Source organism: Spongiactinospora sp. 9N601 (genome assembly GCF_044326295.1).
Classification (GTDB): domain Bacteria; phylum Actinomycetota; class Actinomycetes; order Streptosporangiales; family Streptosporangiaceae; genus Spongiactinospora; species Spongiactinospora gelatinilytica.
The window spans coordinates 16,284-43,123 of the sequence record NZ_JBIRBB010000021.1; the positions used below are offsets into that span (position 1 = coordinate 16,284).

Annotated in this window: 19 protein-coding genes; 10 read left to right on the plus strand and 9 right to left on the minus strand. The window is 71.6% G+C overall.

Translation table 11 applies throughout. The annotated features are described in order from the left end of the window. Positions 1-27: 27 nt before the first annotated feature. Genes ACH34R_RS36970 through ACH34R_RS36985 form a run of 4 tightly spaced genes read left to right on the plus strand, consistent with a single transcriptional unit; the run spans position 28 to position 3,865 of the window. On the plus strand, positions 28-1,497 hold the full coding sequence (locus ACH34R_RS36970; protein WP_397566237.1) for an aldehyde dehydrogenase: 1,470 nt from the start codon (positions 28-30) through the stop codon (positions 1,495-1,497). Continuing rightward, on the plus strand, positions 1,490-2,404 hold the full coding sequence (locus ACH34R_RS36975; RefSeq protein ID WP_397566238.1) for a 3,4-dihydroxyphenylacetate 2,3-dioxygenase: 915 nt from the start codon (positions 1,490-1,492) through the stop codon (positions 2,402-2,404). The genes ACH34R_RS36970 and ACH34R_RS36975 overlap by 8 nt, the downstream gene beginning before the upstream one ends. Continuing rightward, positions 2,397-3,245: a fumarylacetoacetate hydrolase family protein gene (locus ACH34R_RS36980; RefSeq protein ID WP_397566239.1), complete on the plus strand. Its 849-nt coding sequence runs from the start codon at positions 2,397-2,399 to the stop codon at positions 3,243-3,245. Before ACH34R_RS36975 ends, ACH34R_RS36980 begins: the two co-directional genes overlap by 8 nt. A gap of 47 nt (positions 3,246-3,292) precedes the next feature. Continuing rightward, complete coding sequence (locus ACH34R_RS36985; RefSeq protein ID WP_397566240.1) at positions 3,293-3,865, plus strand: MarR family winged helix-turn-helix transcriptional regulator; 573 nt, start codon at positions 3,293-3,295, stop codon at positions 3,863-3,865. A gap of 5 nt (positions 3,866-3,870) precedes the next feature. On the opposite strand, the gene ACH34R_RS36990 is transcribed toward ACH34R_RS36985, so the two are convergent. From ACH34R_RS36990 to rph, 3 genes are all read right to left on the minus strand, one after another. Next, on the minus strand, positions 3,871-4,590 hold the full coding sequence (locus ACH34R_RS36990; RefSeq protein ID WP_397566241.1) for a gamma-glutamyl-gamma-aminobutyrate hydrolase family protein: 720 nt from the start codon (positions 4,588-4,590) through the stop codon (positions 3,871-3,873). Beyond that, on the minus strand, positions 4,587-6,077 hold the full coding sequence (locus ACH34R_RS36995) for an aldehyde dehydrogenase (protein ID WP_397566242.1): 1,491 nt from the start codon (positions 6,075-6,077) through the stop codon (positions 4,587-4,589). Before ACH34R_RS36995 ends, ACH34R_RS36990 begins: the two co-directional genes overlap by 4 nt. Positions 6,078-6,172: 95 nt before the next feature. Continuing rightward, positions 6,173-8,818 (minus strand): rifamycin-inactivating phosphotransferase, encoded by a 2,646-nt coding sequence (gene rph, locus ACH34R_RS37000; RefSeq protein ID WP_397566243.1) that lies wholly within the window; start codon positions 8,816-8,818, stop codon positions 6,173-6,175. Positions 8,819-8,984: 166 nt separating this feature from the next. On the opposite strand from rph, the gene ACH34R_RS37005 reads away from it, so the two are divergent. Then, on the plus strand, positions 8,985-9,794 hold the full coding sequence (locus ACH34R_RS37005) for an oxidoreductase (protein WP_397566244.1): 810 nt from the start codon (positions 8,985-8,987) through the stop codon (positions 9,792-9,794). Between the two features lie 103 nt (positions 9,795-9,897). Further along, the gene (locus ACH34R_RS37010) at positions 9,898-10,503 is read left to right on the plus strand and encodes a TetR/AcrR family transcriptional regulator (protein WP_397566245.1); all 606 of its coding nucleotides are present in this window, start codon (positions 9,898-9,900) and stop codon (positions 10,501-10,503) included. A gap of 3 nt (positions 10,504-10,506) precedes the next feature. Here ACH34R_RS37010 and ACH34R_RS37015 read toward each other — a convergent pair whose 3' ends face one another. The 4 genes from ACH34R_RS37015 to ACH34R_RS37030 form a co-directional block, all read right to left on the minus strand. Further along, on the minus strand, positions 10,507-11,859 hold the full coding sequence (locus ACH34R_RS37015) for an extracellular solute-binding protein (RefSeq protein WP_397566246.1): 1,353 nt from the start codon (positions 11,857-11,859) through the stop codon (positions 10,507-10,509). 94 nt (positions 11,860-11,953) lie between these two features. Further along, complete coding sequence (locus ACH34R_RS37020; RefSeq protein ID WP_397566247.1) at positions 11,954-13,942, minus strand: hypothetical protein; 1,989 nt, start codon at positions 13,940-13,942, stop codon at positions 11,954-11,956. 175 nt (positions 13,943-14,117) lie between these two features. Beyond that, the gene (locus tag ACH34R_RS37025; RefSeq protein WP_397566248.1) at positions 14,118-17,144 is read right to left on the minus strand and encodes a GH92 family glycosyl hydrolase; all 3,027 of its coding nucleotides are present in this window, start codon (positions 17,142-17,144) and stop codon (positions 14,118-14,120) included. A 106-nt stretch (positions 17,145-17,250) separates the two neighbouring features. Then, positions 17,251-18,066, minus strand: coding sequence for an SAM-dependent methyltransferase (locus ACH34R_RS37030; RefSeq protein ID WP_397566249.1), 816 nt, complete (start codon positions 18,064-18,066; stop codon positions 17,251-17,253). Between the two features lie 196 nt (positions 18,067-18,262). Between ACH34R_RS37030 and ACH34R_RS37035 the strand changes: the two genes are divergently transcribed. Continuing rightward, on the plus strand, positions 18,263-20,179 hold the full coding sequence (locus ACH34R_RS37035) for a LamG-like jellyroll fold domain-containing protein (protein ID WP_397566250.1): 1,917 nt from the start codon (positions 18,263-18,265) through the stop codon (positions 20,177-20,179). A 40-nt stretch (positions 20,180-20,219) separates the two neighbouring features. Beyond that, positions 20,220-20,579, plus strand: coding sequence for a hypothetical protein (locus tag ACH34R_RS37040; protein ID WP_397566251.1), 360 nt, complete (start codon positions 20,220-20,222; stop codon positions 20,577-20,579). On the opposite strand, the gene ACH34R_RS37045 is transcribed toward ACH34R_RS37040, so the two are convergent. Both ACH34R_RS37045 and ACH34R_RS37050 read right to left on the minus strand, forming a co-directional pair. Continuing rightward, a complete protein-coding gene (locus ACH34R_RS37045; RefSeq protein ID WP_397566252.1) occupies positions 20,569-21,348 on the minus strand; it encodes an FHA domain-containing protein in 780 nt (259 codons plus the stop codon). The genes ACH34R_RS37040 and ACH34R_RS37045 overlap by 11 nt on opposite strands. Positions 21,349-21,429: 81 nt before the next feature. Further along, positions 21,430-23,625 (minus strand): serine/threonine-protein kinase, encoded by a 2,196-nt coding sequence (locus ACH34R_RS37050; protein WP_397566253.1) that lies wholly within the window; start codon positions 23,623-23,625, stop codon positions 21,430-21,432. Between the two features lie 221 nt (positions 23,626-23,846). On the opposite strand from ACH34R_RS37050, the gene ACH34R_RS37055 reads away from it, so the two are divergent. Together ACH34R_RS37055 and ACH34R_RS37060 are read left to right on the plus strand one after the other, a co-directional pair. Continuing rightward, positions 23,847-24,347, plus strand: coding sequence for a hypothetical protein (locus ACH34R_RS37055; protein ID WP_397566254.1), 501 nt, complete (start codon positions 23,847-23,849; stop codon positions 24,345-24,347). Then, on the plus strand, positions 24,344-26,830 hold the full coding sequence (locus ACH34R_RS37060) for an Hsp70 family protein (RefSeq protein WP_397566255.1): 2,487 nt from the start codon (positions 24,344-24,346) through the stop codon (positions 26,828-26,830). The genes ACH34R_RS37055 and ACH34R_RS37060 overlap by 4 nt, the downstream gene beginning before the upstream one ends. Positions 26,831-26,840: the final 10 nt, after the last annotated feature.

Here is a 26,840-nt window from a genome sequence, read left to right on the forward strand (position 1 = left end):
CCCGCCCTGACCTTGGAGACACCCGACATGTCCGAACAGATCTCGGTCGGCGGCACGACCGTCGACACCCGGCACTGGATCGGCGGCCGGCGAGTCGCCTCCGCCGCCACCTTCACCGACGTCTCGCCCATCGACGGAGCCGTCCTCGGCGAGATCTCCCGGGGCGGCGGCGAGGAGGCCGGCGCGGCGGTGGCCGCCGCCGCTGCCGCCTTCCCCGGCTGGGCCGCCACCTCCCGCGAACGGCGGGCCGCGCTGCTGCGCGCCATCGCCGACGGCGTGGAAAAGCGCCTTGAGGAACTGGCCGTCGTCGAGACCCTCGACAACGGCGCGCTGTTGCGCTCCCACCGGCGCGGCGTGATGCCCAGGGTCGCGCACAACTTCCGCTTCTTCGCCGAGTGGCTGGAAAGGCTCGGCCACGACGACTTCGACACCCGTGGCCACACCAACCACGTGAGCTGGGACCCGGCCGGGCCCTGTGTCCTGATCACCCCCTGGAACGCTCCCCTCATGCTGGCCACCTGGAAGGTCGCCCCCGCTCTCGCGGCGGGCAACACGGTGGTGCTCAAACCGGCCGAGTGGTCGCCGCTGACGGCCTCACTGCTGGCCGACATCGCCGCGGACGCCGGGCTGCCCCCCGGGGTGCTCAACGTCGTGCAGGGGTACGGCGCGGAGGCCGGGGCGGCGCTCGTCGAGCACCCCGGCGTACGGCGGATCAGCTTCACCGGGTCGGTGCCGACCGCCCGGCACATCTCCGCAGCCGCCGCGCCCAACCTCACCCCGCTCAGCCTGGAACTCGGCGGCAAGTCGCCGCTGCTGGTCTTCGACGACGCCGACCTCGACCTCGCCGTGGACCTGGCCGCCGAGCAGTACGACAACGCCGGGCAGGTCTGCCTGGCGGCCACCCGGCTGCTGGTCCACGCGCCGATCGCCGCGGAGTTCGCCCGGCGGCTCACCGAACGCGCCGAAGCGCTGGTCCAGGGCGACCCCAGGGACGAGGCCACCGGCATCGGCCCCCAGATCCACCCCCGCCAACTGGAGAAGATCGACGGCTTCGTGCGGCGCGCGGTCGCCGATGGCGCCCGGGTGCTGGCCGGCGGCGGCCCCAACACCGCCCTCGGCGGCCTGTACTACCGCCCGACCCTGCTCACGGACGTCCGGCAGGACTCCGAGATCGTCCAGGAGGAGGTCTTCGGCCCGGTCCTGACGCTGCAGACCTTCGACACCGAGGAGGAGGCGGTGGCGCTGGCCAACGACACCCGCTTCGGCCTGGCCGCGACCCTCGCCACCGGCGACCGGGCCCGCGCCGAGCGGGTCACCTCCCGCCTGGTCGCCGGAACGGTCTGGGTGAACTGCTTCTTCGTGCGCGACCTGCGCGCGCCGTTCGGCGGCTCGCGGGAGTCCGGCATCGGGCGCGAGGGCGGCGACTGGAGCTTCGACTTCTACTGCGACCTGAAGAACACCGTCAGCGCTCCGGGGGGATGGCGGGACAATGGGTGAGATCGTCGGCGCGGGGCTGCTCGCGCACGTCCCGACCATCGTGCTGCCCGAGGCCACCCGCCGCGAGCTGAACGACGGCAAGGAGATCAGCCTGGTCACCGGCCTGCGCGAGCTGCGCGAGGAGGTCTTTTCGACCCTCGACTACGACACGGTGGTGGTCCTGGACTCGCACTGGGCCACGACCGTGGAGTTCGTGGTCACCGCGCACGCCCGGCGCGCCGGGCTGTTCACCTCCGAAGAGCTCCCGCGCGGGATGTGCCGGATGCCCTACGACTTCCCCGGCGATCCCGAGCTGGCGCACAGCGTGGCCTCCTTCGCCGGCGCGCACGGCACCTGGATCACCCCCATCGACGACCCGTACCTGCCGATCTACTACGCCACCACCAACCTGTGGAAGTACCTCGGCGAGGGGCTGCCGGACAAGCGGTGGGTCAGCATCGGGGTGTGCCAGACCGGTGACATGGAAGACCACCTGCGGCTGGGCCGGGCGCTGGCCGACGGCATCGCCGCCGTCGGGCGCAAGGTGGTCCTGATCGCCTCCGGCGCGCTTTCGCACACTTTCTGGCCGCTGCGCGAACTGCGCGCGCACGAGGCCAGCGACCCCTCGCACATCTTCACGCCCGAGGCCAGGGCCGCCGACCTGGAACGCATCGGCTGGTTCAGGGAGGGCCGGCACGATCTGGTGCTGGAGACCATGCCGGAGTTCCGCAGGTACAAGCCCGAGGCCGGGTTCGGGCACTACCTGATGATGGCGGGGGCCCTCGGCGAGGAGCGCTGCACGGCCCCGGCGCGGCAGTACGGCGAGTACGAGAACTCCATCGGCACCGGGCAGGCCCTGCTCTGGTTCGACCGCCCGCGCGACGGCTGGGCCGCCGCCCCCGCGTCCCTGGGAGGGGAGCATGCCTGAGTACCGCCGGATCCTGCTCGACGGCGCCGCCGTGCGGGTCGTGCGCGAGGGCGACGTGCTCGTCTCGCCGGACGGCCGCGGCGTCCCCGTGGAGCAGGCGATCCACCTGCCGCCGGTGGAGCCATCCAAGATCATCGCGGTGCACCTCAACCACCGCAGCCGGGTGGCGGAGTTCCAGATCACCCTCCCGGCCGCCCCGACCTACTTCCACAAGCCGACCTCGGCGCTGAACGCGCACAACGGCGCGGTCGTGCGGCCGGAGGGCTGCAAGTGGCTCAACTACGAGGGCGAGGTGGCCATCGTCATCGGCCGGACCTGCCGCAACGTCTCGCCGGAGGAGGCGGGGGAGTACATCGCCGGGTACACCGTCGCCAACGACTTCGGGCTGCACGACTTCCGCGACACCGACGCCGGTTCGATGCTGCGGGTCAAGGGCTCCGACACGCTGTGCCCGCTCGGCCCCGGCCTGGTCACCGACTGGGACTTCCGCGGCAAGTACCTGCGCACGTACGTCAACGGCACGGTCGTCCAGAACGGCTCCACCGACGAGATGGCCTGGGACATGAACTACCTCGTCGCCGACATCGCCCGCACCATCACCCTGCTGCCCGGCGACGTGCTGCTGTCGGGCACCCCGGCCAACTCCCGGCCGGTCGGCCCGGGCGACGTGGTGGAGGTCGAGGTGGAGGGCCTGGGCAGGCTCACCAACCGCATCGTGACCGGCCCCGTCCCGGTACGGCGGGACGTCGGCGCGCAGCCGACCGAGTCGGAGGAGGTGCTGTCCACCGCGCTCGGCGGCGACTGGGAGTTTCGCGGGATACGGCCGCCCCGGCGCGGATAGCTATAATTCGGGCCCGAACGAGCGGCGTGAGGAAGTGACAGGACCAGGTGACAGGTCAGCGTTCCATCACCGAGACGGAGAAGCTGGTCCAGGGCAGGCTCGGCGGGATCGCCATCCGGCACGAGCAGATGGCGGTCGTGGCCAACATCCACCGCGCCGCCGCCGCGGTGCGGCAGCACCTGGAGAACTCCGTGCTGCGCGACGTGGACCTGACCTGGACGGGCTTCGTGGTGCTCTGGGTCATCTGGATCTGGGGCGAGTCGGAGTCGCGGCAGGTCGCCGAGGAGGCGGGCATCTCCAAGGGCACGCTGACCGGTGTGTCGCGCACCCTGGTGTCGCGCGGGCTGATCGCGCGCTCCGAGCACGCCGGTGACCGGCGGCTGGTGCTGCTCGGGCTCACCCCGCGCGGGGAGGAGCTGATGCGCCGGGTGTTCCCCGACTTCAACGCCGAGGAGGCGTTCGTGGCCGAACGCCTCACCCCCGAGGAGTGCCTGACCACCGCGGACGCGCTGCGCCGCATCGTGCGCCAGGTGGAGGAGCACGGCGAGGAGCGGCGGCTGCACCTGCTCGGTGGCGCGCGCCCCGCCCCGCGCCGCAGCGGGCGCCGCCCGAAGGCGTAGCCGGGCTAAACCCGCTCGCGCGCGGCGCGCACCAGGCCGTCGAACAGCGCCTGCTGCGCGGGGTCGCGGGCGGCGGTGTCCTCCGGGTGCCACTGGACGGCGGCGAACCAGCCGGGCAGCGCCGTACCCTCAGCGCCCTCGACGGTGCCGTCGGCGGCGTGCGCGGTGGCGGTCAGGCCGTCGCCGAGGCGGTCCACCCGCTGGTGGTGGTAACAGGACGCGTCCAGCTTGGGCACGCCGGTGACCCGTCCGAGCAGCGATCCCGGCCGCAGGGCGACCGGGTGGACGACATGGCGGTGCTCCAGGCCGGGGCCGCCCATGTCCTGGTGCAGCGTGCCGCCGAGGGCCACGTTGACCACCTGCATGCCGCGGCAGACGGCCAGCGCCGGCATGCCCGCCTCCAGCGCGTACCGGGCCAGGGCGAGGTCGAAGCCGTCCTGCTCGTCGTCCACGTCGTAGACGTCCTCGTGCCGGTCGGCGGCGCCGTACCGGTGCGGGGCCACATCGCCCCCGCCGGGCAGCAGCAGGCCGTCGAACCTGGCCATCCTGGCGGCCACCTCGCCGGGGTCGGCAAGGCCGCCCGGCGCGTGCGGGTGCAGGGTCGCCGGCTCCCCGCCCGCCCGCCACACCGCCTCGACGAGGGCCCTGGCGCTGACCTCCGCGGCGTAACGCAGCGCCGAGGCGGAGGCGGAGAACCGGGCCGGTACGGCGATCAGCGGTCTCATAGCTGGATCCAGGTGGTCTTCAGCTCGGTGTACTTCTCCAGCGCGTGCACGGACTTGTCCCGGCCGTTGCCGGACTGCTTCATCCCGCCGAACGGCACGGTCAGATCGCCCTCCTCGTAGCAGTTCACCCACACCGTCCCGGCCCGCAGCGCCCGGGACACCCGGTGCGCGGTGCGCAGGTCGGCCGTCCAAAGGCCCGCGGCCAGTCCGTACTCGGTGGCGTTGGCCAGCGCGACGGCCTCGTCCACGTCGTCGAAGACGAGCACGGACAGCACCGGCCCGAAGATCTCCTCCCTGGCCAGCCGCATGCCCGGATCCACCCGGTCGAAGACCGTCGGCTGCAGGAAGCTGCCGGAGGCGGGAATCCGCTCGCCCCCGGCGCGCAGCCGGGCCCCGGCCGTGATCCCGGCCTCGATGTGGCCGAGCACGCGTTCCAGGTGGCGCTCACCGGCCAGCGGGCCCATCTCGGTCGCCGGGTCGAGCGGGTCGCCGACCACCAGCGCGCGGGCGCGTTCGGTCACCGCCGCGGTGACCTCCTCGGCGATCGAGCGGTGGACCAGCAGCCGGGAGGGGGCGGTGCACATCTCGCCCTGGTTGAAGAACACGCCCCAGGCGGCGGTGGCGGCAGCCGCCGCGAGGTCGGGGGCGTCCGGCAGGATGATGTTGGGGGACTTGCCGCCCAGCTCCAGCCAGACCCGCTTGAGGTTGGAGTCGGCCGAGTAGCGCATGAACTCCCGCCCGACCGGCGCGGAGCCGGTGAAGGCCAGTACGTCCACGCCGGGGTGCAGGCCGAGCGCGCGCCCGGCGGTGGGGCCGTCGCCGCAGACGACGTTCAGCACGCCGGGCGGCAGCCCGGCCTCGGTCGCCAGCCTGCCCAGCTCCAGCGCGGACAGCGGGGACAGCTCTGAGGGCTTCAGCACCACCGTGCAGCCGGCGGCCAGCGCGGGCGCGATCTTCCAGGAGGCCAGCGTGAGCGGGAAGTTCCACGGCACGACCGCGCCGACGACGCCCGCGGGCTCCCTGGTGACCAGGGCGAGGGCGTCGGGGGCGACCTGGGGCGCCTCGTCGGACTGCTTGCCGGCCAGTTCGCCGTACCAGCGGAAGGTGCCGATCGCGGCGCGCAGCTCGATGGCGTACGCGTCGCTGATCGGCTTGCCCATCTCCAGCGAGACCAGCAGGGCCAGCCGCTCGCGGTGCCGCTCGATCAGCTCGGCCAGCCGCAGCAGGGCCCGGCCCCGCTCGGCCGGGGCCATGCGCGGCCAGGGGCCCTCGTCGAAGGCGCGCCGGGCGGCGGCCACCGCGAGCCCGATCTCGGCCTCACCGCCGTCGGCGACCTCGGCCAGCGTGCCCCCGTCGCGCGGCGAGACGACCGGGAAACCGGCCGCGGCGCCGGGCAGGTCCTCGCCGTCGATGTGGTGGCGGGTGGCCGGGGCGAGGGCGGCGGCCATGCCCAGCCACTCGTCATGGGAGATGTCCGTGCCCGGCATTTCGGCCCCGTCCTTCCGTCTCACCGCGTCTGCTGGTGAACGAGAATGTATGGGCCCAAACGATTCTCGTCAATGCGCGGCGAGGAACGCGGCGGCTAGGCGTCGCCCAGGATCTCCACGTACCCCTCGTCGCCGTTGACCCGGATGAGCTGGCCGTCCTTGATGCGCTTGGTCGCGTCCTCCACGCCCGCGACGGCGGGCAGGCCGTACTCGCGGGCGACCACCGCGCCGTGCGTCATCACCCCGCCGACCTCCATGACCAGGCCCTTGACCGACACGAACAGCGGCGACCAGCTCGGGTCGGTGAAGACCGTGACCAGGATGTCGCCCTCCTGCACGTCGGCCTCGTCCATCTTCAGCACCAGCCGGGCCCGGCCCTCGACGACGCCGGAGGAGACCGGGCTGCCGCTCAGCGCGCCCTCCGGCCTGTTGCCCGGCTCGTACTCGCCGCTGATCACCTCGCCCTCCGAGGTGATCACCCGGGGCGGGGTCAGCTTCTGGTAGACCTCGTGCGCCTCCCGGCGGCTGGTGATCAGCGTGTAGTCCAGCTCACCGGTGTTGACCACCTTCCTGAACTCCTCGATGGACAGGAAGTACACGTCCTCCGGCTCCTTGATCACCCCGCGGTCCACCAGCAGGGCCGCCTCCCGCATGAGCGCCTGCTTGTAGATCTCGTAGCGCAGCAGCAGCGAGTGCTTGGAGTATTCGCGGTAGCCGATGAAGTGGCGGATCAGGCTCATCTTCTTGGCGGCCTTCTTGGCCTTGCCCGAGCCGCCGGGCAGCTTGCGCAGCCGGGCGAGGAGGTCGTTGATGGTCTGCTCGGCCAGCGCGCGACCTCCCTCGGCCTTGCGGCGGGCCTCGCCCGGCGCGAAGTTCTCGATGTTGCCGAGCAGCAGCGGGACCAGCAGGGTCGGGTCCTCGGTCCAGCGGGTCCTGGTGATGTCGATGTCGCCGGTGCAGTGCATGCCGTACAGGCGCAGGTAGTTCTGGAGGGCGACGCGCACGGTCTCGCCGCCCTTGACCTCGGCGAGCCCGCTGTAGAAGGTCTCCCGGCGGGCCGTCTTGAGGTACCGCACCACGTCGGGGTGGCGCCGCACGATGTCGGAGACCTCCAGCAGGTCAAGGCCCATCGCGGCGACGACGTTGTGGTCGGCGGACCTGCCGACCGCGTCGGCGGCGTTCTTCACCCCCAGCCAGTCGTCCATGTGCTTGTTCACCCAGTTCACCGACTGGATGCCGAGGAACGCCGCGGCCACGCTGCGCGGGTCGAAGGTCAGCTCCGACAGCACGTCATGGTCGTCGATGATGACCTCGAACAGCTCGTCGCCGGTCTTGCCGGCGATGTTCTGGCGGAGCCGTTCGACCGTCGCCTCGGTGTGCGCGATCAGGTCGGGCACGACGCGGGGGTCGTCCTCGCGGGCCAGTTTGAGGTACTGGCGGGCGATCGGCATGAGGCCGCCCTCGCCGAAGTCCAGCATCGAGGTCTTGCCGCGCGCCAGCGAGCCGATGAAGTCCTTGTGCGTCAGCACCGCGCGCAGGGCGTTGGCCATCAGGGCGTCGACCTGTTGCAGGCTTTTGATCATCGCGGGCCGCGCCCAGAGCGAGGCGAGCTCGGCGGAGACGTCCTTGTAGAAGCGGTTGCCCGCCACGACGCCGGCCGTACGGCCCAGCTTGTCGTGCAGCAGCGTGAAGAACGACAGGCCGAGCGGGGCGAACGCGTCGGTCATCATCTGCCGGTGCCCGTAGGAGACGAACACGTGGTTCTTGCCGTCGTGGGTGGGCGGCACCGGGTAGAGCGTGGTGATGGGCCTGCTCTGCAGCACGTGGAAGGTCCCCTCGAAAAGGGCCCACTCGATGTCCTGCGGCGCGCCGAAGTGCGCCTCGATCTGCCGTCCCAGGCGTTCCAGCAGGAGGATCTGCTCATCGCCGAGCGTCTGGGCGTTCTGCCGCGCGGGCTCGATCGGCCGCTCCTCCGTGCCGCCGGTGGGGGAGGCGTGCATCTCCATCGTCTTGGTGGCGACCCGCTTCTCGATGATCCGCCCCGCCCGCACCCGGTAATTGTCGGCGTTGACGAGTCCGGAGACGAACGCCTCGCCCAGGCCGAACCCGGCGTCGATGGAGACGACCGTGCGGTTTCCGGAGATCGGGTCGGCGGTGAACATGATGCCGGCCGCCTCGGGGAAGACCATCCGCTGGACGACCACGGACAGCCGGACCGCGCGGTGGTCGAAGCCGTTCTGGATGCGGTAGGCCGTCGCGCGGTCGGTGAACAGCGAGGCCCAGCACCGTCGTACGGCGTCGAGCACGGCCGCGGTGCCCCGTACGTTCAGGTAGGTGTCCTGCTGGCCGGCGAACGAGCTGGAGGGCAGGTCCTCGGCGGTGGCGCTGGAGCGCACCGCGAACGGCACGTCCTCCCCGCCCGCACGGCGGAGGTGGTCGAGGATGTCGCGGCCGATGCCGGCGGGCACGTCCAGTGCCTCGATCGCGGCGCGCAGCCGCGTGCAGGCCGCGGCGATGGCCTCCCGGTCGTCGGCCCGCAGCCCCGCCAGCCCGTCGATCATCGCGCCGATGGCGGCGTCGCCCTCCACCACCTCCCGGTAGGCGTCGGTGGTGACGCAGAACCCGTACGGCACGTTGACGCCGTCGATCCCGGACAGCTCTCCGAGATTGGCGCCCTTGCCGCCGACCAGTCCGATCGCGGACTTGTCGATGTCGTGGAAACCGAGCACGTAAGCGCTCATGGCTGATTCCCGTCTCTCTCATGTGTGGCCGGCTCGCGCGGAACCGGCGCCGGGGCCGCCGGGGGTGTTGACCACATCTCCGGCGTAATTACAATACAGTACAGCTCTGCATTTAAATAGCCGGGTCCATCGAACCGCCCGGCGCCCCAAGCGAAGGAAGCCATCGATGGCAGCCAAGATCTGTCTCGTCACCGGAGCGTCGTCGGGCATCGGCCGCGCCACCGCCCTGGAACTGCGCAGGGCCGGCCACGTCGTGTACGGCGCGGCCCGCCGCGTACAGCGGATGGACGACCTGCGGCGGGCCGGCGGCCACGCCGTGGCGATGGACGTCACCGACGAGGGCGACCTCGACCGCGTCGTGCGCACGATCCTCGACGAACAGCACCGGATCGACGTGCTGATCAACAACGCCGGGATCGGGCTGCACGGCGCGATCGAGGACATACCGATCGACAAGGCCCGCGCGCTGTTCGAGGTCAACCTCTTCGGCCCAGCGCGGCTCACCCAGCTCGTCCTGCCGCACATGCGCGCGCAGCGCTCGGGGACGATCGTCAACGTCTCCTCGATCGCGGGCAAGATCTCCCTTCCGCTCGCCTCCTGGTACCACGCCTCCAAGCACGCCCTGGAGGCCCACTCCGACTCGCTGCGGCAGGAATGCCTGCCGTTCGGGATCAAGGTCGTGGTCGTCCAGCCGGGCATCATCAAGACCGAGTTCGAGGACGAGACGCCGCGTGAACTGCGCGAGGTCTCCGGGAGCGGGCCGTACGGGAGGCTGGCCGAGGCGATGGCGAGCCGGGCCGAGGGCACCCACAAGGCGTCCGACCCCGCCGTGGTCGCCCAGACGATCAGGAAGGTGCTCGAACTCCGCACCCCCAAGCCGCGCTACGCCGTGGGCTACATGGCCAAGACGATCCTGACACTCAACCGGCTGCTGTCCGACAGGAGGTTCGATGCCATGGTCACCAAGATCGGCTGACGGCGCTTCCGATGGCAAAGACTCTCCCTCCGCCGCTGAATACACTGGTGCGGCCAGGCCGGCACCGTCTCGTTCGCGTAGCAGGAGTGATGGGCCCCACGACATGACCGACGTCGCGCGAACCCCGCGTCTGCGCGGGCGGCCCCGCAGCCAGGAGGTCGACACGGCGGTCCTCACCGCCGCGCTCGACCTGCTGATCGAGCGCGGCGCCAGCGAGACCAGCATCGAGCAGGTCGCCCAGCGGGCGGGGGTGACCAGAGCCACCGTCTACCGAAGGTTCACCGACAAGACCGCCCTGCTGATCCAGGCCATCGAGTCGGTACACCAGAACCACGACCCGGACACCCTGGAGTGGCCCGACATCGAGCACATGCTGGACAACTGGGCGACCTACCTGAGCAACCCCCGCAACCGCCGCATGCTCCGCCGCCTGTACGGCGCGGTGGACGACTACCCCGAACTCCTCCAGGCCTACCGCAACGCCCACGGAGGCCGCCGCGCCGAGGCCACCCGAGGCGCGCTCCGCCGCTCCTGCGACCAGGGCCGCCTGCCCCGCGTCACCGACGTCCGCGTCCTTCAGGAGATGCTCAACGGCGCGGTCCTGCACCACCTGGGCGCCTACCCCGACACCATCGGCGCCCCGATGATAAAGGACTTCTTCGTGGCGATCCTCCAGCAGACCGGCTACACGCCCCCCGGCCGGCCATGAGGCTCACTGCGGCACCTGGCAAGGGTCCTCGTCGTACCGCCTGCCGTCGAGCGCCGCCCGCAACGCGTCCGCGAAGCGGCCGAAGTCCAGATTCTCCGATGCCAGCTCATTGACGATCACCCGCCGCGTACAGTTCCGGAATACCTCACTGAACGTCGCATAGTGCGTGGCGGGCGGCCGAGCCACCGCCCCCTCCACCGCACGGCGGATCACCGCGGCGAACTCGCTCAACTGCGCGGCGGTGATGTCGGGCGGTTCGATGTCATCGCCCGCGACGGGTGTGGGTGGAGCCCCTTCCCCCCAGGGCAGCTCCTCGCAGGTACGGGGGGTGGTCCGGTACGTCTCATAGACGACCTTCACCACCGGGGCGTAGCCGCCACAGGCGAACAGCCGCTCCTGGATCTCGGCCCCGGCGAGGAACATGATCAGCTCACGCGCCTCGGAGTACTTCGCCGAGTTCGAAGAGATCGCCAGGTCGGAACCTCCAAGGACGCCCGCCCCGGGAACAGGGCTCACCGTGAACATCGGTTCACTGCCCTCGTCCAGCATGGACGGGCTGGCGGCGAGCCGATGAAAGTAGGACGGCCAGCTCAGCATGTAGCCGGCCTCCCGGTTCTCGAATGCCGTGAGGCTCGCCTCCTCGTCCATGAACTCCGTGTGCTTGACCAGCGTGTTCTTACGCAGCATCCAGTTCAACCGGCGCAATGCCGAAAGCGCGAGCCCGGCGTTCTCCGGCTCGTCGAGCACGATCTCGTCCCCATCGTCGATCTTCGCCCCGCCGGCGTGTAGCGCCTGCAGGATGTTCACCGTTCCGCCCTCGTAGTCGCCGAGCTGGGCGGCCAGCTTGTAGATGCTCACCAGAGTCGCGAAGTGGGCGGGCGTGCGGGCGGCGGGCAGGCCGGACCGGCGGAACAGCAGTTGCGAGTCGGTGTAGAAGGGCACGGCATACTGCCGGCCGTCGACGAGACCCGTGTCGAGCGGCTTTTCCAGGAACTGCGCACGCTCCTGCGGCCGGAGCCTGATCTCGCGGACATACCCGCGCCGGGCGAACTCCGTCACCCAGGCCACATCGAGGGCGAGGATGTCGAAGGCGCAGCTACCGGCCTGTGCCTTGGCGACCATCGCGGCACGCACCTCGTCGGTGTTCTTGTCCAGCTCGATGATCGTCACGTCCTTGCTGGACGGGTTCCGGCTGTTCCATATGCCGATCATGTCGTGGCGAAAGCCCCCTTTGCTCACATCGTTGCCGGTGGCGAGAGTGAGCCCGGGCTTCTTCGGGCACTTCGGGGCAGGGGCGGCGGTGCCGCGTGCCCCGACCGTGATCATCGCCGCGACGAGGGCGGCGCTCGTGAGCACCGCCCAGGTGACACGTCTGGTCCTGCTCTGGCTCCGCCACCGGCGAGCGGACTTCCGGCCACGGCCGTCGTTTTCGTGAACCGCGGTCATCGATCTACCACTTCCGCAGGTGCGTGATCATTGTTCGTAGTGCGTTCTCGACATCGGGGCCGGACTTCACGCAGACCAGCCGCTCGGCGCGGAGGTCCCGTCCGTGGGTCGGGCGGCGGGGGCAGACACCGTCTCCGATCACCAGGATGTACAGGCCGCGTAACTTCGGGTTCTCGGCGATGGCCGCGGCGATGGCCTTCTCCGGGGCACGTTCCCTTTCCCGGCCCAGCGGCCCGCCATCGGTGATGACCGCGACCGTGAAGCCATCTTCGTGCTCGCCGAGCAGCCTGATCATCTCGGACACGCGGCCATCGGGCAGGCCGGGCTCGGGCGCGGTGATGCGCTGCACCCACTGCGGCAACTGGACCCGCGGTTGGAAGCTCGACGAGTCGCGGACAACGGTGGCGTCCCCGTCCTTGTGGAACCGCCCCAGCGAGATCCGGTCCCTGTCGTTGAGGATCGAGCCGATCGCGGGTAACGCCTCACGCGTTCTGGCGAGCAGGTCGGCGGGTTGCCGGGACATCGACCCGGAGACGTCGACCATCAGCTCCGTAACAATCCTGGGCACCTTCTTCGCGAAATCCTCGTGCGCGCGTTCGAGCGCGTCCGCGTCAGTGGCACGGCCACTTCGCGCGGCTTCGGGGCCGCGATTCTCCGGTCGTCCGCAGGTTCCCGGGGCGGCGTCGAAGAGTGGATGGGCGACGAGCCAGCAGTGGAACTCGCCGATCGCCCGGCGCCGTTCCGGATTCTCAGGGGTGTCGGTCCAGTTGATCGTGACGAACGGATAATCCAGGGTCGAGAGGTCCGGGGAGGAGAGCGGGCGCAGATTGAACTTTCCGGCGTCCGGGCGAGAGACCCTGCACCCTTTCTGGTCGATACCTGATTCGTTGTAGCCGAGAACGGCGTGCTCCGGGATCAGCAGTGCCGTCTTCCCCCACTCATCGTCACGCGTACGAGTGACCTCACAGATCAGATCGATGACGCTGCCGCCGCCACGCGCCGTGTTGGCCGCGGCGTTCGCCTGCCCGGCGGTCATGAGGTCGGCCGCGGCGATGAGACCGGCCGTCGAGGTGCCCGGTTGCGGGTGCAGGGGCGGGCCGACCCTTCGGGTCACTTCCCGAAGCGGCAGGCCGGGGGAGAGAGCCAGCTCGTCCGCCTCCTGGGCGCGCACGGCGGCCACCAGGCGATCGGAGCCCACCGACCGGCCCAGGTCCAGTACTCCGGCCGACCTCAGGACACCCTCCACATACCCGACCTCTCCTGTGCTGTCCGCGATCCAGGCGTCCGGGTACAGGCCCAGGGCGTTCTGGTGAGTGTCGGGCACCTGTGCGTTGTCATGGCGCCAGTCATTGGCCAATCCACGGATCAGGTCGGTCATCGGCGGGGTGGAACTCACCAGGATCTGGTACTTCGGGCAGCCGTTCACGCCGGCCGTCCGGGTGAACGCGGTGGCCTTGTCACGTACCTCGGAGATGTTCTCCGGTGCGGTGATCACGCTGAGCTGGAGCGCCTCGCCGCAGGGTGGTGGCCGCACCAGCCGGTACAGGGCGGCCACTCCCTGGGGGGCGTAGACGACCGCTCCGTACAGCATCATGGCCACCCAGATGGCGGGCATCGGGAACACGGCGGCCCTCCGCGACAGGGCGCGAACACGCCGCCCCCACACGCCGCGCCGTTCGCGGTGGCGAGGGACGCAGCGACCGAGCGCCGCCCGTACCCGCGGGGGAACCTTGGCGAGGATGGCCTCCCGCGTTCTTTTGCGCAGTAAGAGACTTAGTGCCAGCCCGATAATCGGACAAAGGGCTAATAGCCCTAAAATAGAGGGCGAAGCGACCGGATTAATGGATGCCCATATACCATTGATGATCAACCCGACGATCGTGGCGACGGCGGAGTCCGCCGCCGTCTGCCCGATCGATCTGTTGTTCGGAGGTCGTGGCCCGCCCTCTCGGCTGCCGGTGCCGTCTTCTTCGGAAGGAGGGGACGCGGTCATCGGGTGCCCGTCGACGAATGCGGTGGGTTTCCTGGGGCGACCGCGGCTTGCTTGATCTTTCGCGAAACAGCGGCAACCGGCAGGAATCATAGCCGCCATACCGTCTTATGACATTACAGTCCTTGTTCCCGCTCTATAAATCGCCGTCCGATTGAATGGGAAGCTTATTCGCGTTTCATTCGGGGCCTGAGGTGCTGGTGCTGACAGCGAGGACCTTCAGGTTGGGGGCCGGGGTGGTGGTGAGGGAGACGGCGTCGCGGGTGGGGTCGGTGGGGATGGCGATGTGCCAGATGTGGACCTTGCGGCCGTCGGCCGTGCCGTTGGCGTGGTAGCGGGTGTCGGCGGTGATCGCGGGCTCCTCGCCGAAGTGGGGTGACGGGCTGGCCCAGTCGGTCACGTTCAGTGGTGACTTGGTGGTCGTGCCGTCGGCGTAGGTGATGGTGACCTCGGTGCGCTGGTCGCCGTTGACGGCGGTGGCCAGCAGGTGGAGGGCCGTGTAGCGGCCCGGGGTCAGGTAGGTTCGCTGGCCGCGCAGGCTGTGGAAGTTGGCGGTGGTGCCGGTCGTGGCGGGGATCACGTAGTCGTGGCCGGCCACGGTGCGGGTGCCGGGGGCGGGCAGTTGCTCGGCGGGCAGGCTCCAGCCCTTGCCGTCGAGGTCGCCCTGGGATTTGGCGTCGGTGGTGGCCACGCCGTCCACGTCGTACTGGAGCCGCTGCCCGCAGTACGCGCCGGACGGGACGCAGCGGCCGGGGAGGTTGGGCACCGGGGCGCCGGCGGCCGGGACGTGGTCGATCGGCAGGTCGCGCTCGGCCGTGCCCCACGTCCGGTCGGGTGTCGCGCCCACGGTGACCGCGACGTGGCCGCCGTGCCGGACCAGGGACTCGGGCAGCCAGGAACGGGTGGCCGGCCGCCCGTTGACCCGCACGCCCTGGATGTGGATCGCCTCCGGCGAGGCGGCGGGCGCGGTCACCGTGATGGTCTGCCCGCTGCCGCGCCTGATCTCGGCCTTGGTGAACATCGGGCTGGACAGCAGGAGTTCGGCGCGGGCCGGGGTCTGCGGGTACAGGCCGAGGGCGGCGAACACGTACCACGCCGACATCGTCCCGAGGTCGTCGTTGCCCGGCAGGCCGCCCGGCCCGGTCTTGTAGACCAGCGAGGCCATCGCGCGGACCGTCTCCTGGGTCTTCCACGGCTGCCCGAGGGCGTTGTAGAGCCAGGGGGCGTGGATGCCGGGCTCGTTGGTCGGGTCGTACCGGAACCCGTCGCCCCCGGTCGCCCACGAACCGTCCGGGCGGTGGAAGAACGCGTCCAGCCGTTCGGCCGCCCGCGCCCGGCCGCCCATCGCGGCGGCCAGCCCCGACACGTCGTGCTGGACCATCCAGGTGTAGGTGGCGCTGGTGCCCTGCGCGAAGCCGGAGTCCGAGGTCGGCGAGAACGGCCAGGCCCACGTGCCGTCCGCCCTGCGCGCCTGCTGGTAGCCGCCCTCGACGCCGGCCGACGGGTTGAAGGTGTTGCGCCACCAACCGGCGCGGGGCAGCAGCGCGGCCCGCTCGGAGCGCTCACCGAGCCGCCCCGCCCAGTCGGCGAGCGCGAAGTCGGCCGCCGCGTCCTCCAGCGTCTCGGCCGCGCCGCCCCAGCAGTGGCAGGTGTCCTGCGGGGCGTAGCCGAGCCGCAGGTACTCGGCCAGGTTGGGGCGCTGCCCCTCGCACTGCCCCGGGCAGCCCGCGTCCGACAGGCCGTCGGGGTGCGGGACGGTCGCCTGCCGCACCAGCGAGCGGAACGCGCCGCGCACGTCGAAGTCGCGCACCCCGAAGGCATAGAACCCGGCCAGCGTGGGGGCCGACGGGTCGCCGGTCATCACGTGCGTGGGGCCGTTGACGTGCACCCAGCGGTCCCAGACGCCGCCGTTCTGCCGCGCCAGGTTGTACAGCGACTGCGCGAAGTCGCCCGCGACCCTCGGGTCGAGCAGCGCGAGCAACTGGGTGTGCGCGCGGTACTGGTCCCAGCCGGAGAAGTTGCCGTACTGCGCCCGCTGCCCCCACCCCAGCCGGTGTACCCGCCGGTCGCTGCCGAGGTAGGTGCCGTCCACGTCGCTGGTGACGTTGGGCTGCAGGAACGAGTGGTACAGCGCCGTGTAGAACGTCGTGCGCAGGTCCGCCGGCCCGCCGGTGACCTCGATCGAGCGCAGCCGCCTGGCCCACTCCGCGCGGCCCCCGGCGGCCACGGACGCGACGTCGTCGTGGCGGCGCACCTCGCGGGCGAGGTTGCGCCGGGCCGCGTCCAGGCTGGTGTAGGAGATGCCGACCTTCACCCGCACGTCGGTGTCGGAGGTCGTGTCGAAGGAGACGTATCCGCCCGATCCGCGGCCCGCGCGGTCCGCGCCCGTCGCGTACCCCTCACCGCCGCCCGCCGTCGTGCCGCCCGGCCGCAGGTCGCCGTCGACCCAGGTCCCGGTGCCGGAGAAGGCGCGGTCGAAGGTCGCCACGAAGTGCAGCCGGTAGTAGCTCTTGCGGTTGTTGGTGCCGCCGTTGGCGCGCCGCCCGCAGAAGGCGCCGGTCAGGACGGAGCCGGTGACGGTACGCGCGGCCGGATCGATCTTGATCTCCGCGTCCTCGCTGCCGTTGAGCGAGTTGGACACCCGGAACAGCAGGCTCGCGGCCGAGCCGCGGGGGAAGGAGAACTCGCCCACGCCCGCCCGGGTGGTGACCGCGAGGTCGGCCTTGGCGCCGGAGTCGAGCGTCACGGTGTACCGGCCGGGCGTGGCGGTCTCGTTCTCGTGCTTGAAGCCGGAGGCGTAGACGGCGTCCTTGGTGTCGGCCGTGGGGGAGGAGGCGACCGCGCCGACGTGCGGCATGATCGGGATGTCTCCGGCCGCGCCCGGGTGGCAGCCCGCCCCGTTGACGTGGGTCAGCGCGAATCCCCGCACCCGCGGCGTGTTGTAGGCGTAACCGTTGGACCCGGCGGCGTTGGTCTGGTCGCCCGCCGTGTTGGTCGGGCTCCACGAGATCATCCCGAACGGCCGTACCGCGCCCGGGTAGGTGTTGCCCCCGCCGGCCGACCCGATCAGCGGATCGACGTGCGCGACCGGGTCCGAGACCGGGGATGGATCGGGCGTCGCGGCGGCCGGCGGCGAAACGCCCACACCGGCGAGCAGGACGGCGGCGGCGACGGTGAGGGTGGCACACGAGCGAAGGGAGAGCACTGGGCGATCTCACTGATCCATCGTGACGAGAACATGAATGATCGTGCACATTCGCCCGTCGGCCGGCGGAACTGTGCGCACGTCCGCCGACCGGCCCGGCCGCGCCTCAGGGCACCCGGCCGACCCCGCAGAGCACGCCCACGCCCCCCGGGCCGCTGATCGACGGGTCCAGGGCGACATCGCCGCGCCAGTCGTTCGCGGCCACAAGACCCGGCTCCAGCAACTCCAGGCCCTCGAAGAGGGCGGCGACCTGGTTGCGCCCGCGCAGCGTCACGTTCCCGGCGGTGGTCTTGCTGTAGAGCCGGCGGCCCTCGGCCACCACCTCGCGGTCCAGCTCGCCCGCCGTCACATGCGAGATCACCAGGTAGCTGCCCGAGGGCACGGAGTCACGGATGGTGCGGATGATCCCCTGGACCTGCTCGTCGTCGGGGAGGAAGTGGAGCACCGCCACCATGAGCACCGCAAGCGGGCGCCGGAAGTCGAGATGCGCGGCGACCTCCGGATGGCCGAGGATGGCCTTCGGCTCGCGCATGTCGCCCTTGACCACGATGGTGTCGGGGGTGTCGGCGAGCAGCGCGCGGGCGTGGGTCAGCACGATCGGGTCGTTGTCGACGTAGACGACCTTGCTCGCGACGCCGGAGCGCCGGGCCACCTGGTGGACGTTGTCCTGGGTCGGCAGCCCGGTGCCGATATCGAGGTACTGGTCGATCCCGATCTCGGCGAGCGCACGTACGGCCCGGCCCAGGAACGCCCGGTTGGCCCGGGCCGCGTCCTTGGCGTTGGGGGAGAGCCGCACGATCTGCGCGGCGGCCTCACGGTCGGCGGCGAAGTTGTCCTTGCCGCCGAGCAGGTGGTCGTATATCCGCGCCACGCTCGGCACCGTCGGATCGACGCCCACCGGGGCCTGCTCCCGCTCGATCATGTCCACTCCTGGAAACTCGCGCCTTTACGGATCTTAAAGGAACCCCGAAGGGACGGTAGGCGGCGGGTCCAGGTGTGTCGATCGCCGGGCCCCCGATGTTCGGGTGCTCGCCATCGGCCCGTCACGCGTGGGCGGGACAGTGCTGCGGTCACCACCGACCGATCGGCGGCCGAGCAGGATGAGGAACGAGCGACATATGAACGGCAAGAACAACGTTGTCGAGGGCGTCGGGCGCAGGGGACTACTACGCGCGGCGGTCACCACTCCCGTGGCCGCGGCGGGAGTCGCGTGGGCGGGCACACCCGCCGGGGCCGCCGGGGGCGCGGAGGCCACCGGGTTCGGCCGGGGGCGGTTCGACCCGCACAGCCCCCGGTTCACGATCGCCGTACTGCCCGACACCCAGTACCTCTTCGACGAGGACAGCTCCGACCCCGAGCCGCTGCGGGAGACCTTCCGCTACCTCGCCGACCGGCGGGAGGAGCGGAACATCGCCTTCCTGGCGCACCTCGGGGACGTCACCGAGCACGGCAGCGCGCACGAGATCGGCCTGGCCGACCGGGCGTTCCGCGCGGTGGACGGGCGCGTGCCGTACAGCGTGCTCGCCGGCAACCACGACGTGAACTCCCGGACCGACGACCAGCGCGGCGACACCCCCTACCTGCGGGCCTTCGGGCCGCGCCGGTACGCCGGGATGCCGACGTTCGGCGGCGCGTCGCCGGACGGCTACAACAGCTACCACGTCCTGACCGCCGCGAACCGCCGCTGGCTGGTGCTCGCCCTGGACTGGCGGATCTCCGACAAGGGACTCGCCTGGGCGCAGGGCGTCATCGACCGGCACGCCAGGCTTCCCGCCATCCTCACCACGCACGAACTCGCCATGGCCGACGAGCAGGGCCAGGCCCGGCTGTCCGACCACGGCCGGCGGCTGTGGGACCGGCTGATCCGGCGCAACGACCAGATCTTCCTCGCCCTGGGCGGGCACTACTGGCCGCCCGGGCGGACCGTCCTGAACAACGACGCGGGCAACCCCGTCCACCTCCACCTGGCCAACTACCAGGACCGCTACTACGGCGGCGCGGCGATGATCCGCCTGTACTCCTTCGACCTCGTCCGCGACACGATCGACGTGGAGACCGTCTCCCCCTGGCTGCTGTCCGAAAAGCCCGGCCGCCGGACCCTTCTGGCCGCCGAGAACCTGGAACTGACCGGCCCGGTGGACCGCTTCAGCCTCGAACTCGACGCCGCCCGGCGTTTCGCGGGCTTCGCGCCCGCGCCGCAGCCCGGCCCGCGCCCGCCGCGGGCGGTGATGCCCAGGGGCACCGCGGCCTACTGGCGCTTCGACGCGGCCGGCCTGCCCGACGCGGGCGCGGCGGGCAGGCCCGTGCCGGACGGCGCCGTCGTCCGCGACCTCAGCGGCAACGGCAACGACCTCACCGTCACCCGGCTGCACGACAGCGCCGCCGGGGCGCTGACCTGGTCCGATGAGCACCACGGCGACCAGCCGGCGCACGCGAGCCTGCGCTTCGACGGCGGCAAGTCGCCCGACCGCGGCGCGGTGCTCAGGACGGCGGCCGGCGCGCGGCTGAACGCCGCGAAGTTCGAGTCCGGGTACACCATCGAGGTGTTCCTCAAGCTCCCCGAGCCCTTCGAGGGCGACCACGCCTGGATGGGCATCCTGAGCTGGGAGGGGCGCAGCGGGGACGCGGGCAAGTCCAGCGGCTGGTCCCCGGACGAGCCGACGTGCAGCCTCAACCTCTCACCAGAGCGGTTCCTGCAGTACGTCGTCTACCCGGTGGACCGGGACGCGGACCCGACCTCGTGGAGCCACACCCTGCCGACCGGCCGCTGGACGCATGTGGCGGTCGTCAACGACGGCAGGCGTACGGTGGTGTACGTGGACGGATCGAAGATCGCCCGCAATCCCACGCAGCCCTCGAAGGGGATCTCCACCCTGGGCAAGCCGTTCGCGATCGGCGGCACGCAGTTCGCCGAGCGGTACGGTCAGGGCTACTACGGCTGGATCGGGGACGTGCGCATCGTGTCCCGCGCGCTGCGCCCCGCCGAGTTCATGACCCCGTCCGCACCGGGACCCCTCCCGGAGTCGGCTGGATAGAACCACGGTGAACACCGCGAATCTACCGAAAGGGGAACCAATGCACCGGCTGCTCATCACCCTCCTGACCCTCGTGACGATCATGGTTCTGGCGCCGGCCGTCACCGCCGCTCCGGCCCAGGCCGCCGCGGCCCGGCCCAACCTGCGTGCCTGCTACGACGGCAAGTGCAAGTTCACCTTCACCAGGCCGGTCAGCTTCCGTGTCGCCAAGCGGTACCGCCTGGGCAAGGTGCGCGTCGCCCGGGTGTACGTCAGCGCCTTCGGCTCCTACGCGGTGCGGATCTCGGCGCCCGGCCTCGCCTCCACCCTCGGCGAGGGCGCCCGGGGCACCCTCAACGGCCTGTCCGTGCGCGTGCTGTCGATCACCTCCAGGGGCGCGACCGTCCGCTTCACCGGGTGACCGCAGGGTCGCCCTCCAGCAGGTCGAGGTGCGGCGGGACCAGCGTGGTCGACTCCACCAGGCCCTTGAGCAGGTTGTGCAGCAGGTTGTTCTCGTAGGGGCGGCCGGAGGAGGCGTCGTGCAGCAGCGGATACGGGAAACCGCCGGCCTGCAGCCGATGGCGCACCGCCTCGATCCGGTGCTCGATAGTGCGCACCCGCCATTTGTCGTCCGGGCGCAGGTAGGCCAGCCGGTCCGCGGCCTGCTTGTAGGTCAGCGGCCGGGGGGCCTCCTCGTACAGCAGGTAGTGCTCGCCGAGGACCACCAGCAGCAGGCGCTCGGTCTCGCTCAGCTCCCAGATCCTGGGCGGGATGGTCTCGGCCTGGTGGCGGTTGACGCGGGTCTCGCCGTCCTGGCCGGTGACGTACAGCTCCACCAGATGCTGGCGGTAGCCCGAGCCGCGGATGAACAGCGGGGTGTAGCCGTCGGCCAGCGGGACGGGCTCGGTGGAGCTGTGCATCATCCGGTCGCGCGGCAGGCGCATCAACTGGTGGCCCAGGTTGCGCAGCCACCAGCGGCCGGTGCGGTAGGTGAGTTCGGCGTGCCGGCGGCTGACCGACAGGTCGTCCACTCCCACGCTCAGATCGACGTCCGGGCGCTCGGCCCGGCCCAACCGGACGGTACGGCCGGGCCGCGGCCCCACCCTGATGCCCGCCACGATCGTGCGGGCGTGCAGTGTCCCGGGGCGTGCCGGGTCGACGCCGTGCGCGAGGCTGTCGGGAACGCTCATCGATTCGCCTCCTTGGTGCTCGTCGGACGCGCGCTCTGGCAAGGGTCTCTCGATCAGTCCGGAGCGGTCCCGGACGGGCGCTCAGCCGGCCCGCAGCCGGGCGGTCGCCGGACCGGCGAGGCCCCGGGCCATCTGGCACAGCCGGTCCATCGGCCGCGACCCGCCGACCGCCAGGCGCACCTTCTCCACCGCGATGCGGCCCCGGTCGTCGGTGTAGGAGCGGTACACCACCTGGACCAGGCACGTCTCCTCACCGTCGCCCTCCGCCTCGACGAACGCGGGGTAGTCGTTGAACCGGGCGGGCGTGCCGTCGTCTCCGGCGCTGGGCGGCTGGTCGCGGTCGAACCGCAGGTCAACCCAGGTGTCGCTGGTGGTGCTGCGCCAGCCGCACTTCCAGCCGCCGAACCCGACATCGGGGCTCCTCGCGTCGATGCCGGGGACGATCTCCAGGGACTCGGGGCGGAGCAGCGCGCAGGCGTCCCGGTGCACCAGGGAGTTGGCGGGCAGCGGCGAGGTACGGCGGCCGATCGGGCCCCTGCCGAGCGTGCCGGCCGCGTGGGTGGCGGCGGAGTCGGCGATGGCGCACAGGTCGGCCTTGCCGGGCTCGTCCCAGCTCTCCCAGTCGGCGGACAGCCTGACCAGGGTGTCGGTCACGCCGGGCATGAGTATCGTGCGCGCGCACTCGTCGCTGTCGGTGTCGACGTTGATGATCGCGACACCGCGGATGGTCTGGGCCGGCGGGGCCAGGTCGGGGGAGGGGTCGTGGTCCAGCCACACCTTGACGTCGATCGCGCCCCCGGTGGGCGGGGACAGAATGACGTCGCACCGGTCGAAGTTGCCGTAGTCGGGGTCGAGCCGTGCCCGGCCGAAGCGGCCGAGCTGCGCGGGGTCGAGCAGCGTGCAAAGGTCGGCGGTGGGGGGAGCGCCGATCCAGGCGGCCCAGCGGGCGGGCGTGATACTCGGCGCGGACGGGGACACGGCGGCGGACACTCCATCGCCCTCGCCACCGGCGGCCATCGGATAGATCACGAGCCGGCCGACGATGATCAGTCCGGCGAGCACGGCCAGCGTGGCGGCCAACGGCAGGGGCCGCACCCACCGCCGCGCCCCCGAACGCCCCGCCCTTCCGCCGCCCCCGGACGCCCCACCGGCGCCGGAGGCGATGACGGCTTCAGAGGCGGCACCCACCCCGAACCCAACACCCCCACCGGACGCCCCGCCCCCACCGGGCGCCCCGGCCCCGCCGGATGCCCCGCCCCCGCCGGACGCCCCGCCTCCACCGGGCGCCCCGGCCCCGCCGGATGCCCCGGCTCCGCCGCCGCGAGGTGTCGCGGGTGCGCCGGGCGGCCCTGCCGCGCCTGGTGTCGCGGGTGCGCCGGGTGTCCCTGCCGCGCCGGGTGGCCTGGGTGTACCGGGGGTTTCGGCGCCGGTGGCGGCCCGGGCGGGGGTGATGGGCTCCGCTGGGACGGACCAGCCGGCGATCTCGGCGAGGCGTCGGCGGGCCTCGCGGACGTCCGGGCGTTCGCGGGGGTCGCGTCGCAGCATCTCGCCCAGTGGCTCGGTGAGCGGCCCGACGTCGGCGGTCAGGACGATGGGCGCCCGCACCGCCTCCCAGGCCGTCATGTCCGAGTCAGAGGAGTCGTCGCCGTGGTCGCCGGCGCCCCGGCGCGGTGGCTTCCCGGCGACCAGCGCGTACACCGTGGCCCCCAGCGAGAACACGTCCGATCTCGGCTCCGGGCGGCCCATGATGACCTCGGGCGCGGCGTAGGCAGCCGTGTAGCTGATCGCCCCGTTGGGGCTGATCGTGCTCCGGCCGCCGACCCGATACGCGGCCCCGAAGTCGGCCAGCTTGGCGGTGCCGCCGCCCGCGTCGACGATGTTGCCCGGCTTGACGTCGAGATGCACGATGCCCTCGGCGTGCAGGGCGGCCAGGGCGTGGGCCACCTGCGCGCCCGCCAGCGCCGCCTCCGTGGGCGACATCGGCGAGCGGTCGTCGAGGTTGCCGCCCGGCACGTGTTCCATCACCAGCCAGGAGGTGTCGTCGTCAGGGTCGTGCAGGGCGTCGTACAGGGTGACCACGTGCGGGTGGTTGAACGCGGCCAGCGCCCGCGCCTCCGCCTGGAGGCGGTTGAAGCCGGTGGTGTCCACCACGATGCGTTTGAGCACGACATCGCGGTTGAGATTGTGGTCCTTGGCCAGCCACACCTCGGTGAGACTCCCGCTGAGCAGGCACTTGACCAGGCCATAGCGCCCGCCGACCGTCGAGCCCTCGCGCACCGCCGTCTCCCCTCACTGATCGTACGGGACAGCGCACGCTCCGAATCTACTGTCCTGACGGGCGATCCGATACCGTAACCGGCGCCCTTCTGACGGCTTCTTCCCCGGTTCGCCCGGTGGGAGGAGCCCGCGGGCCGGGACCGGTCCCCCGGACGTGTGCATAGCCTGCCCCGGCGAGCGTGCGGCACGAGGCCGCGCGCCGCCCGGTGAAGGGGGGCGGTGTGGCGTCGCCGAGCGCGGTCTGGGCGCGGCTGAGGCAGTTGCGGTACCCGCGCGAGTTCCGCATCCGGGCCGCGGCGTGGCCCGATGACGTCCTGGCGGCGTTCGAGCGGGCGCTTCGGGCCGAACCGCCACCCGGCCCGGCGGACGTACGCGACGACACGCTCCCCGGCCCCTCCCTGGCCGACGTCGTGACCAGCATCTGGCGGCTGGAGCGGCGGCTGCGCCGCCTTCCCGGGGAGACGCGTACCCTCACCCGGCACCTGGAGGCGGCCTGGGACGCCCTCGCCCAGGCCGGGGTCAAGATCCAGGACCACCTCGGCGATCCCTTCGACCCCGGGCTGTCGATCAAGGTCCTGTCCTACCAGCCCGCGCCGGACCTCGACCGCGATCGGGTGGTCGAGACGATCCGGCCCAGCGTCCACCTTAACGATCATGTGATTCAGCGAGGAGAGGTGATCGTGGGAACCCCGGACCCCGTAGCGAAGGAGGCCGCCCCGTGATCAGGACCACCATCGACTACGGCATCGACCTCGGCACCACCACCAGCGCGATCGCCGTGCTGAACGGCGGCGACGTCCAGGTGATCAAGAACAACCACCAGTCGGAGACCACCGCCTCGGCGGTCTGGATCGACCAGCGGGAACGGCTGCACGTGGGGGAGATCGCCAAGCGGCGCAGCGAGCTGGATCCGTGGAACACCTGCGTGGAGTTCAAGCTCAGGATGGGCCTGAGCGACCAGGCCAAGACCTTCCCCAACGGCGACCGGTCGATGACGCCGGAGGAGCTGTCGGCGGAGGTGCTGAAGTCGCTCAAGGGCGACGTCGCCCAGCGCGGGGACGAGCACCTGCGGGCGGCGGTGGTCACGGTCCCCGCGGCCTTCGAGCTGAGCGCCTGCGAGGCGACCAAGCAGGCGGCCAGGCTGGCCGGGCTGGAACACGCGCCGCTGCTGCAGGAACCGACCGCCGCCGCCCTGGCGTACGCGTTCCAGTCGCCGGGCGACAAGGCGTTCTGGCTGGTGTACGACCTGGGCGGCGGCACGTTCGACGCGGCGGTGGTCAACATCAGGGACGGCGAGTTCACCGTGGTCAACCACCGGGGCGACAACTTCCTGGGCGGGAAGCTGATCGACTGGCGGATCGTCGAGGAACTGTTCATCCCGGCCCTGATCAACGAGCACCGGGGCTTCGCCGGCCTGGGCCGGGGCGAGCCGCGCTGGCTGGGGGCGATCGCCAAGCTCAAGCAGGCCGCCGAGCAGGGCAAGATCCAGTTGTCCCGGGCCGACTCCGTGCCCGTCACGCTCGACCTGGAGGACGAGCGCGGCGACCGCGTGGACTTCCTGTACGACCTGCGGAGGGCCGACGTGGAGCGGCTGACCGAGCCGTTCGTCGTGCGATCGGTCAACCTGTGCAGGAAGGCCCTGGACGAGCGCGGGCTCACCCCCGCCGACATCGAGAAGGTGCTGCTGGTCGGCGGCCCCACCCTGTCGCCCTACCTGCGCGAACGGCTGGCCGACCCGCGCCAGGGCCTCGGCATCCCGCTCGACCACAGCCGCGACCCGGTCACCGCCGTGGCCATGGGCGCGGCCATCTTCGCCGGAACCCAGCGCCTGGACATCCTGGAGCCGCTGCCCGTCCCGGCCGCCGGGGAGTACGCCGTCGAGCTGGAGTACCAGCCCATGGGGGCCGACACCGAGCCGCTGGTCGGCGGCCGGGTCTCCGGCGCGGACACCGCCGGATTCACCGTCGAGTTCGTCAACGCCGCCGCCGAACCGGCCTGGCGCAGCGGCAAGATCGCGCTGGCCGACGACGGGACCTTCACCGCCACCCTGTGGGCGGGCAAGGAACGCGCGAGCACGTTCACGATCGAGCTGCGCGACGCCTCCGGCACGCCGCGCCCGGTCACCCCCGGCCGGCTGACCTACACGGTGGCCGCCGTCGAGCCTCAGCCGACGCTCACCAACGCGGTCGGCGTCGGCCTGGAGGGCAACGAGGTGGTCTGGTTGCTGGAGCGGGGGACGCCGCTCCCGGCGCGGCGCAGGTACCTGCTGCGCACCACGATCGCGCTCAGCAGGAGCCAGAACCAGGGCTACATCCGCATTCCCATCCTGGAGGGCGAGCACGAACGGGCCGACCGCAACCGGCGGGTCGGCCGGTTGCAGATCGATCCGGGCCAGATCACCCGCGACGTGCCCACGGGCAGCGAGGTGGAGTTCTCCGTCACGGTCGACGAGTCCCGGCTGGTCGTCGCCCGGGCGTACATCCCGCTGCTGGACGAGGAGTTCGAGCACGCCATCGAGCTGCGCACCGAGACCACGCCCGCGCACGACGAACTGGCCGGGAAGGTCCGCGCCGAGCGGCGCCGGCTGAACGACGTGCGCACGCAGGTCCGCGACATCGGCGACGCCCGGGCTGGGGCGATGCTCGACCGGATCGACGCCGAGGGAACGGTCCAGGACATCGACCGGCTGCTCGACGCGGCCCGCACCGACCAGGAGGCCGCGAGGAACTGCGGCGCCCGCCTGCTCGACCTCCAGATCGCCATCGACGAGGTCGAGGCGATGGTGCGGTGGCCCAGGCTGGTCGGCCAGGCCAAGGAGGTGCTGGCCGCGGCGCGCGAGGTGGTGGAGAACAAGGGCGACCCGAACGACCGCCGCTCCTTCGCGACGCTGGAGTCGTCGCTGCGGGAGGCGATCACCGCGCACGACGCCGCACTGCTCGAAAAGCGCATCGAGGACCTGGCGCAACTGGCCGTGTACATCCTGGACCGCACCGACGAACTGCCCATCATGCGCTTTGAGCACCTGCGGAACCTGGAGCCGGAGATGCGCGACCGGCGCGAGGCCGCGCAGCTCATCGCGACCGGCAGGAAGGCGATCGAGCGGGGCGACATCAAGACCGTGCGCTACGTCAACCGGGAGCTGGAGGGCATGTTCCCCACGCCGCCGCCGCTCGACCTGACCAGCACCGTCGCGCGGGGCTCGTAGGGAGCGGCGC

What these genes read in the sequence shown, in the direction of transcription:
- ACH34R_RS37020 (WP_397566247.1), bottom strand. Translation starts at nt 13,942, where the DNA reads ATGACCGCGTCCCCTCCTTCCGAAGAAGACGGCACCGGCAGCCGAGAG.
- ACH34R_RS37040 (WP_397566251.1), top strand. Translation starts at nt 20,220, where the DNA reads ATGCACCGGCTGCTCATCACCCTCCTGACCCTCGTGACGATCATGGTT.
- rph (WP_397566243.1), bottom strand. Translation starts at nt 8,818, where the DNA reads ATGAGCGCTTACGTGCTCGGTTTCCACGACATCGACAAGTCCGCGATC.
- ACH34R_RS36970 (WP_397566237.1), top strand. Translation starts at nt 28, where the DNA reads ATGTCCGAACAGATCTCGGTCGGCGGCACGACCGTCGACACCCGGCAC.
- ACH34R_RS37035 (WP_397566250.1), top strand. Translation starts at nt 18,263, where the DNA reads ATGAACGGCAAGAACAACGTTGTCGAGGGCGTCGGGCGCAGGGGACTA.
- ACH34R_RS36975 (WP_397566238.1), top strand. Translation starts at nt 1,490, where the DNA reads ATGGGTGAGATCGTCGGCGCGGGGCTGCTCGCGCACGTCCCGACCATC.
- ACH34R_RS36980 (WP_397566239.1), top strand. Translation starts at nt 2,397, where the DNA reads ATGCCTGAGTACCGCCGGATCCTGCTCGACGGCGCCGCCGTGCGGGTC.
- ACH34R_RS37045 (WP_397566252.1), bottom strand. Translation starts at nt 21,348, where the DNA reads ATGAGCGTTCCCGACAGCCTCGCGCACGGCGTCGACCCGGCACGCCCC.
- ACH34R_RS37010 (WP_397566245.1), top strand. Translation starts at nt 9,898, where the DNA reads ATGACCGACGTCGCGCGAACCCCGCGTCTGCGCGGGCGGCCCCGCAGC.
- ACH34R_RS36990 (WP_397566241.1), bottom strand. Translation starts at nt 4,590, where the DNA reads ATGAGACCGCTGATCGCCGTACCGGCCCGGTTCTCCGCCTCCGCCTCG.
- ACH34R_RS37030 (WP_397566249.1), bottom strand. Translation starts at nt 18,066, where the DNA reads ATGATCGAGCGGGAGCAGGCCCCGGTGGGCGTCGATCCGACGGTGCCG.
- ACH34R_RS36995 (WP_397566242.1), bottom strand. Translation starts at nt 6,077, where the DNA reads ATGCCGGGCACGGACATCTCCCATGACGAGTGGCTGGGCATGGCCGCC.
- ACH34R_RS37005 (WP_397566244.1), top strand. Translation starts at nt 8,985, where the DNA reads ATGGCAGCCAAGATCTGTCTCGTCACCGGAGCGTCGTCGGGCATCGGC.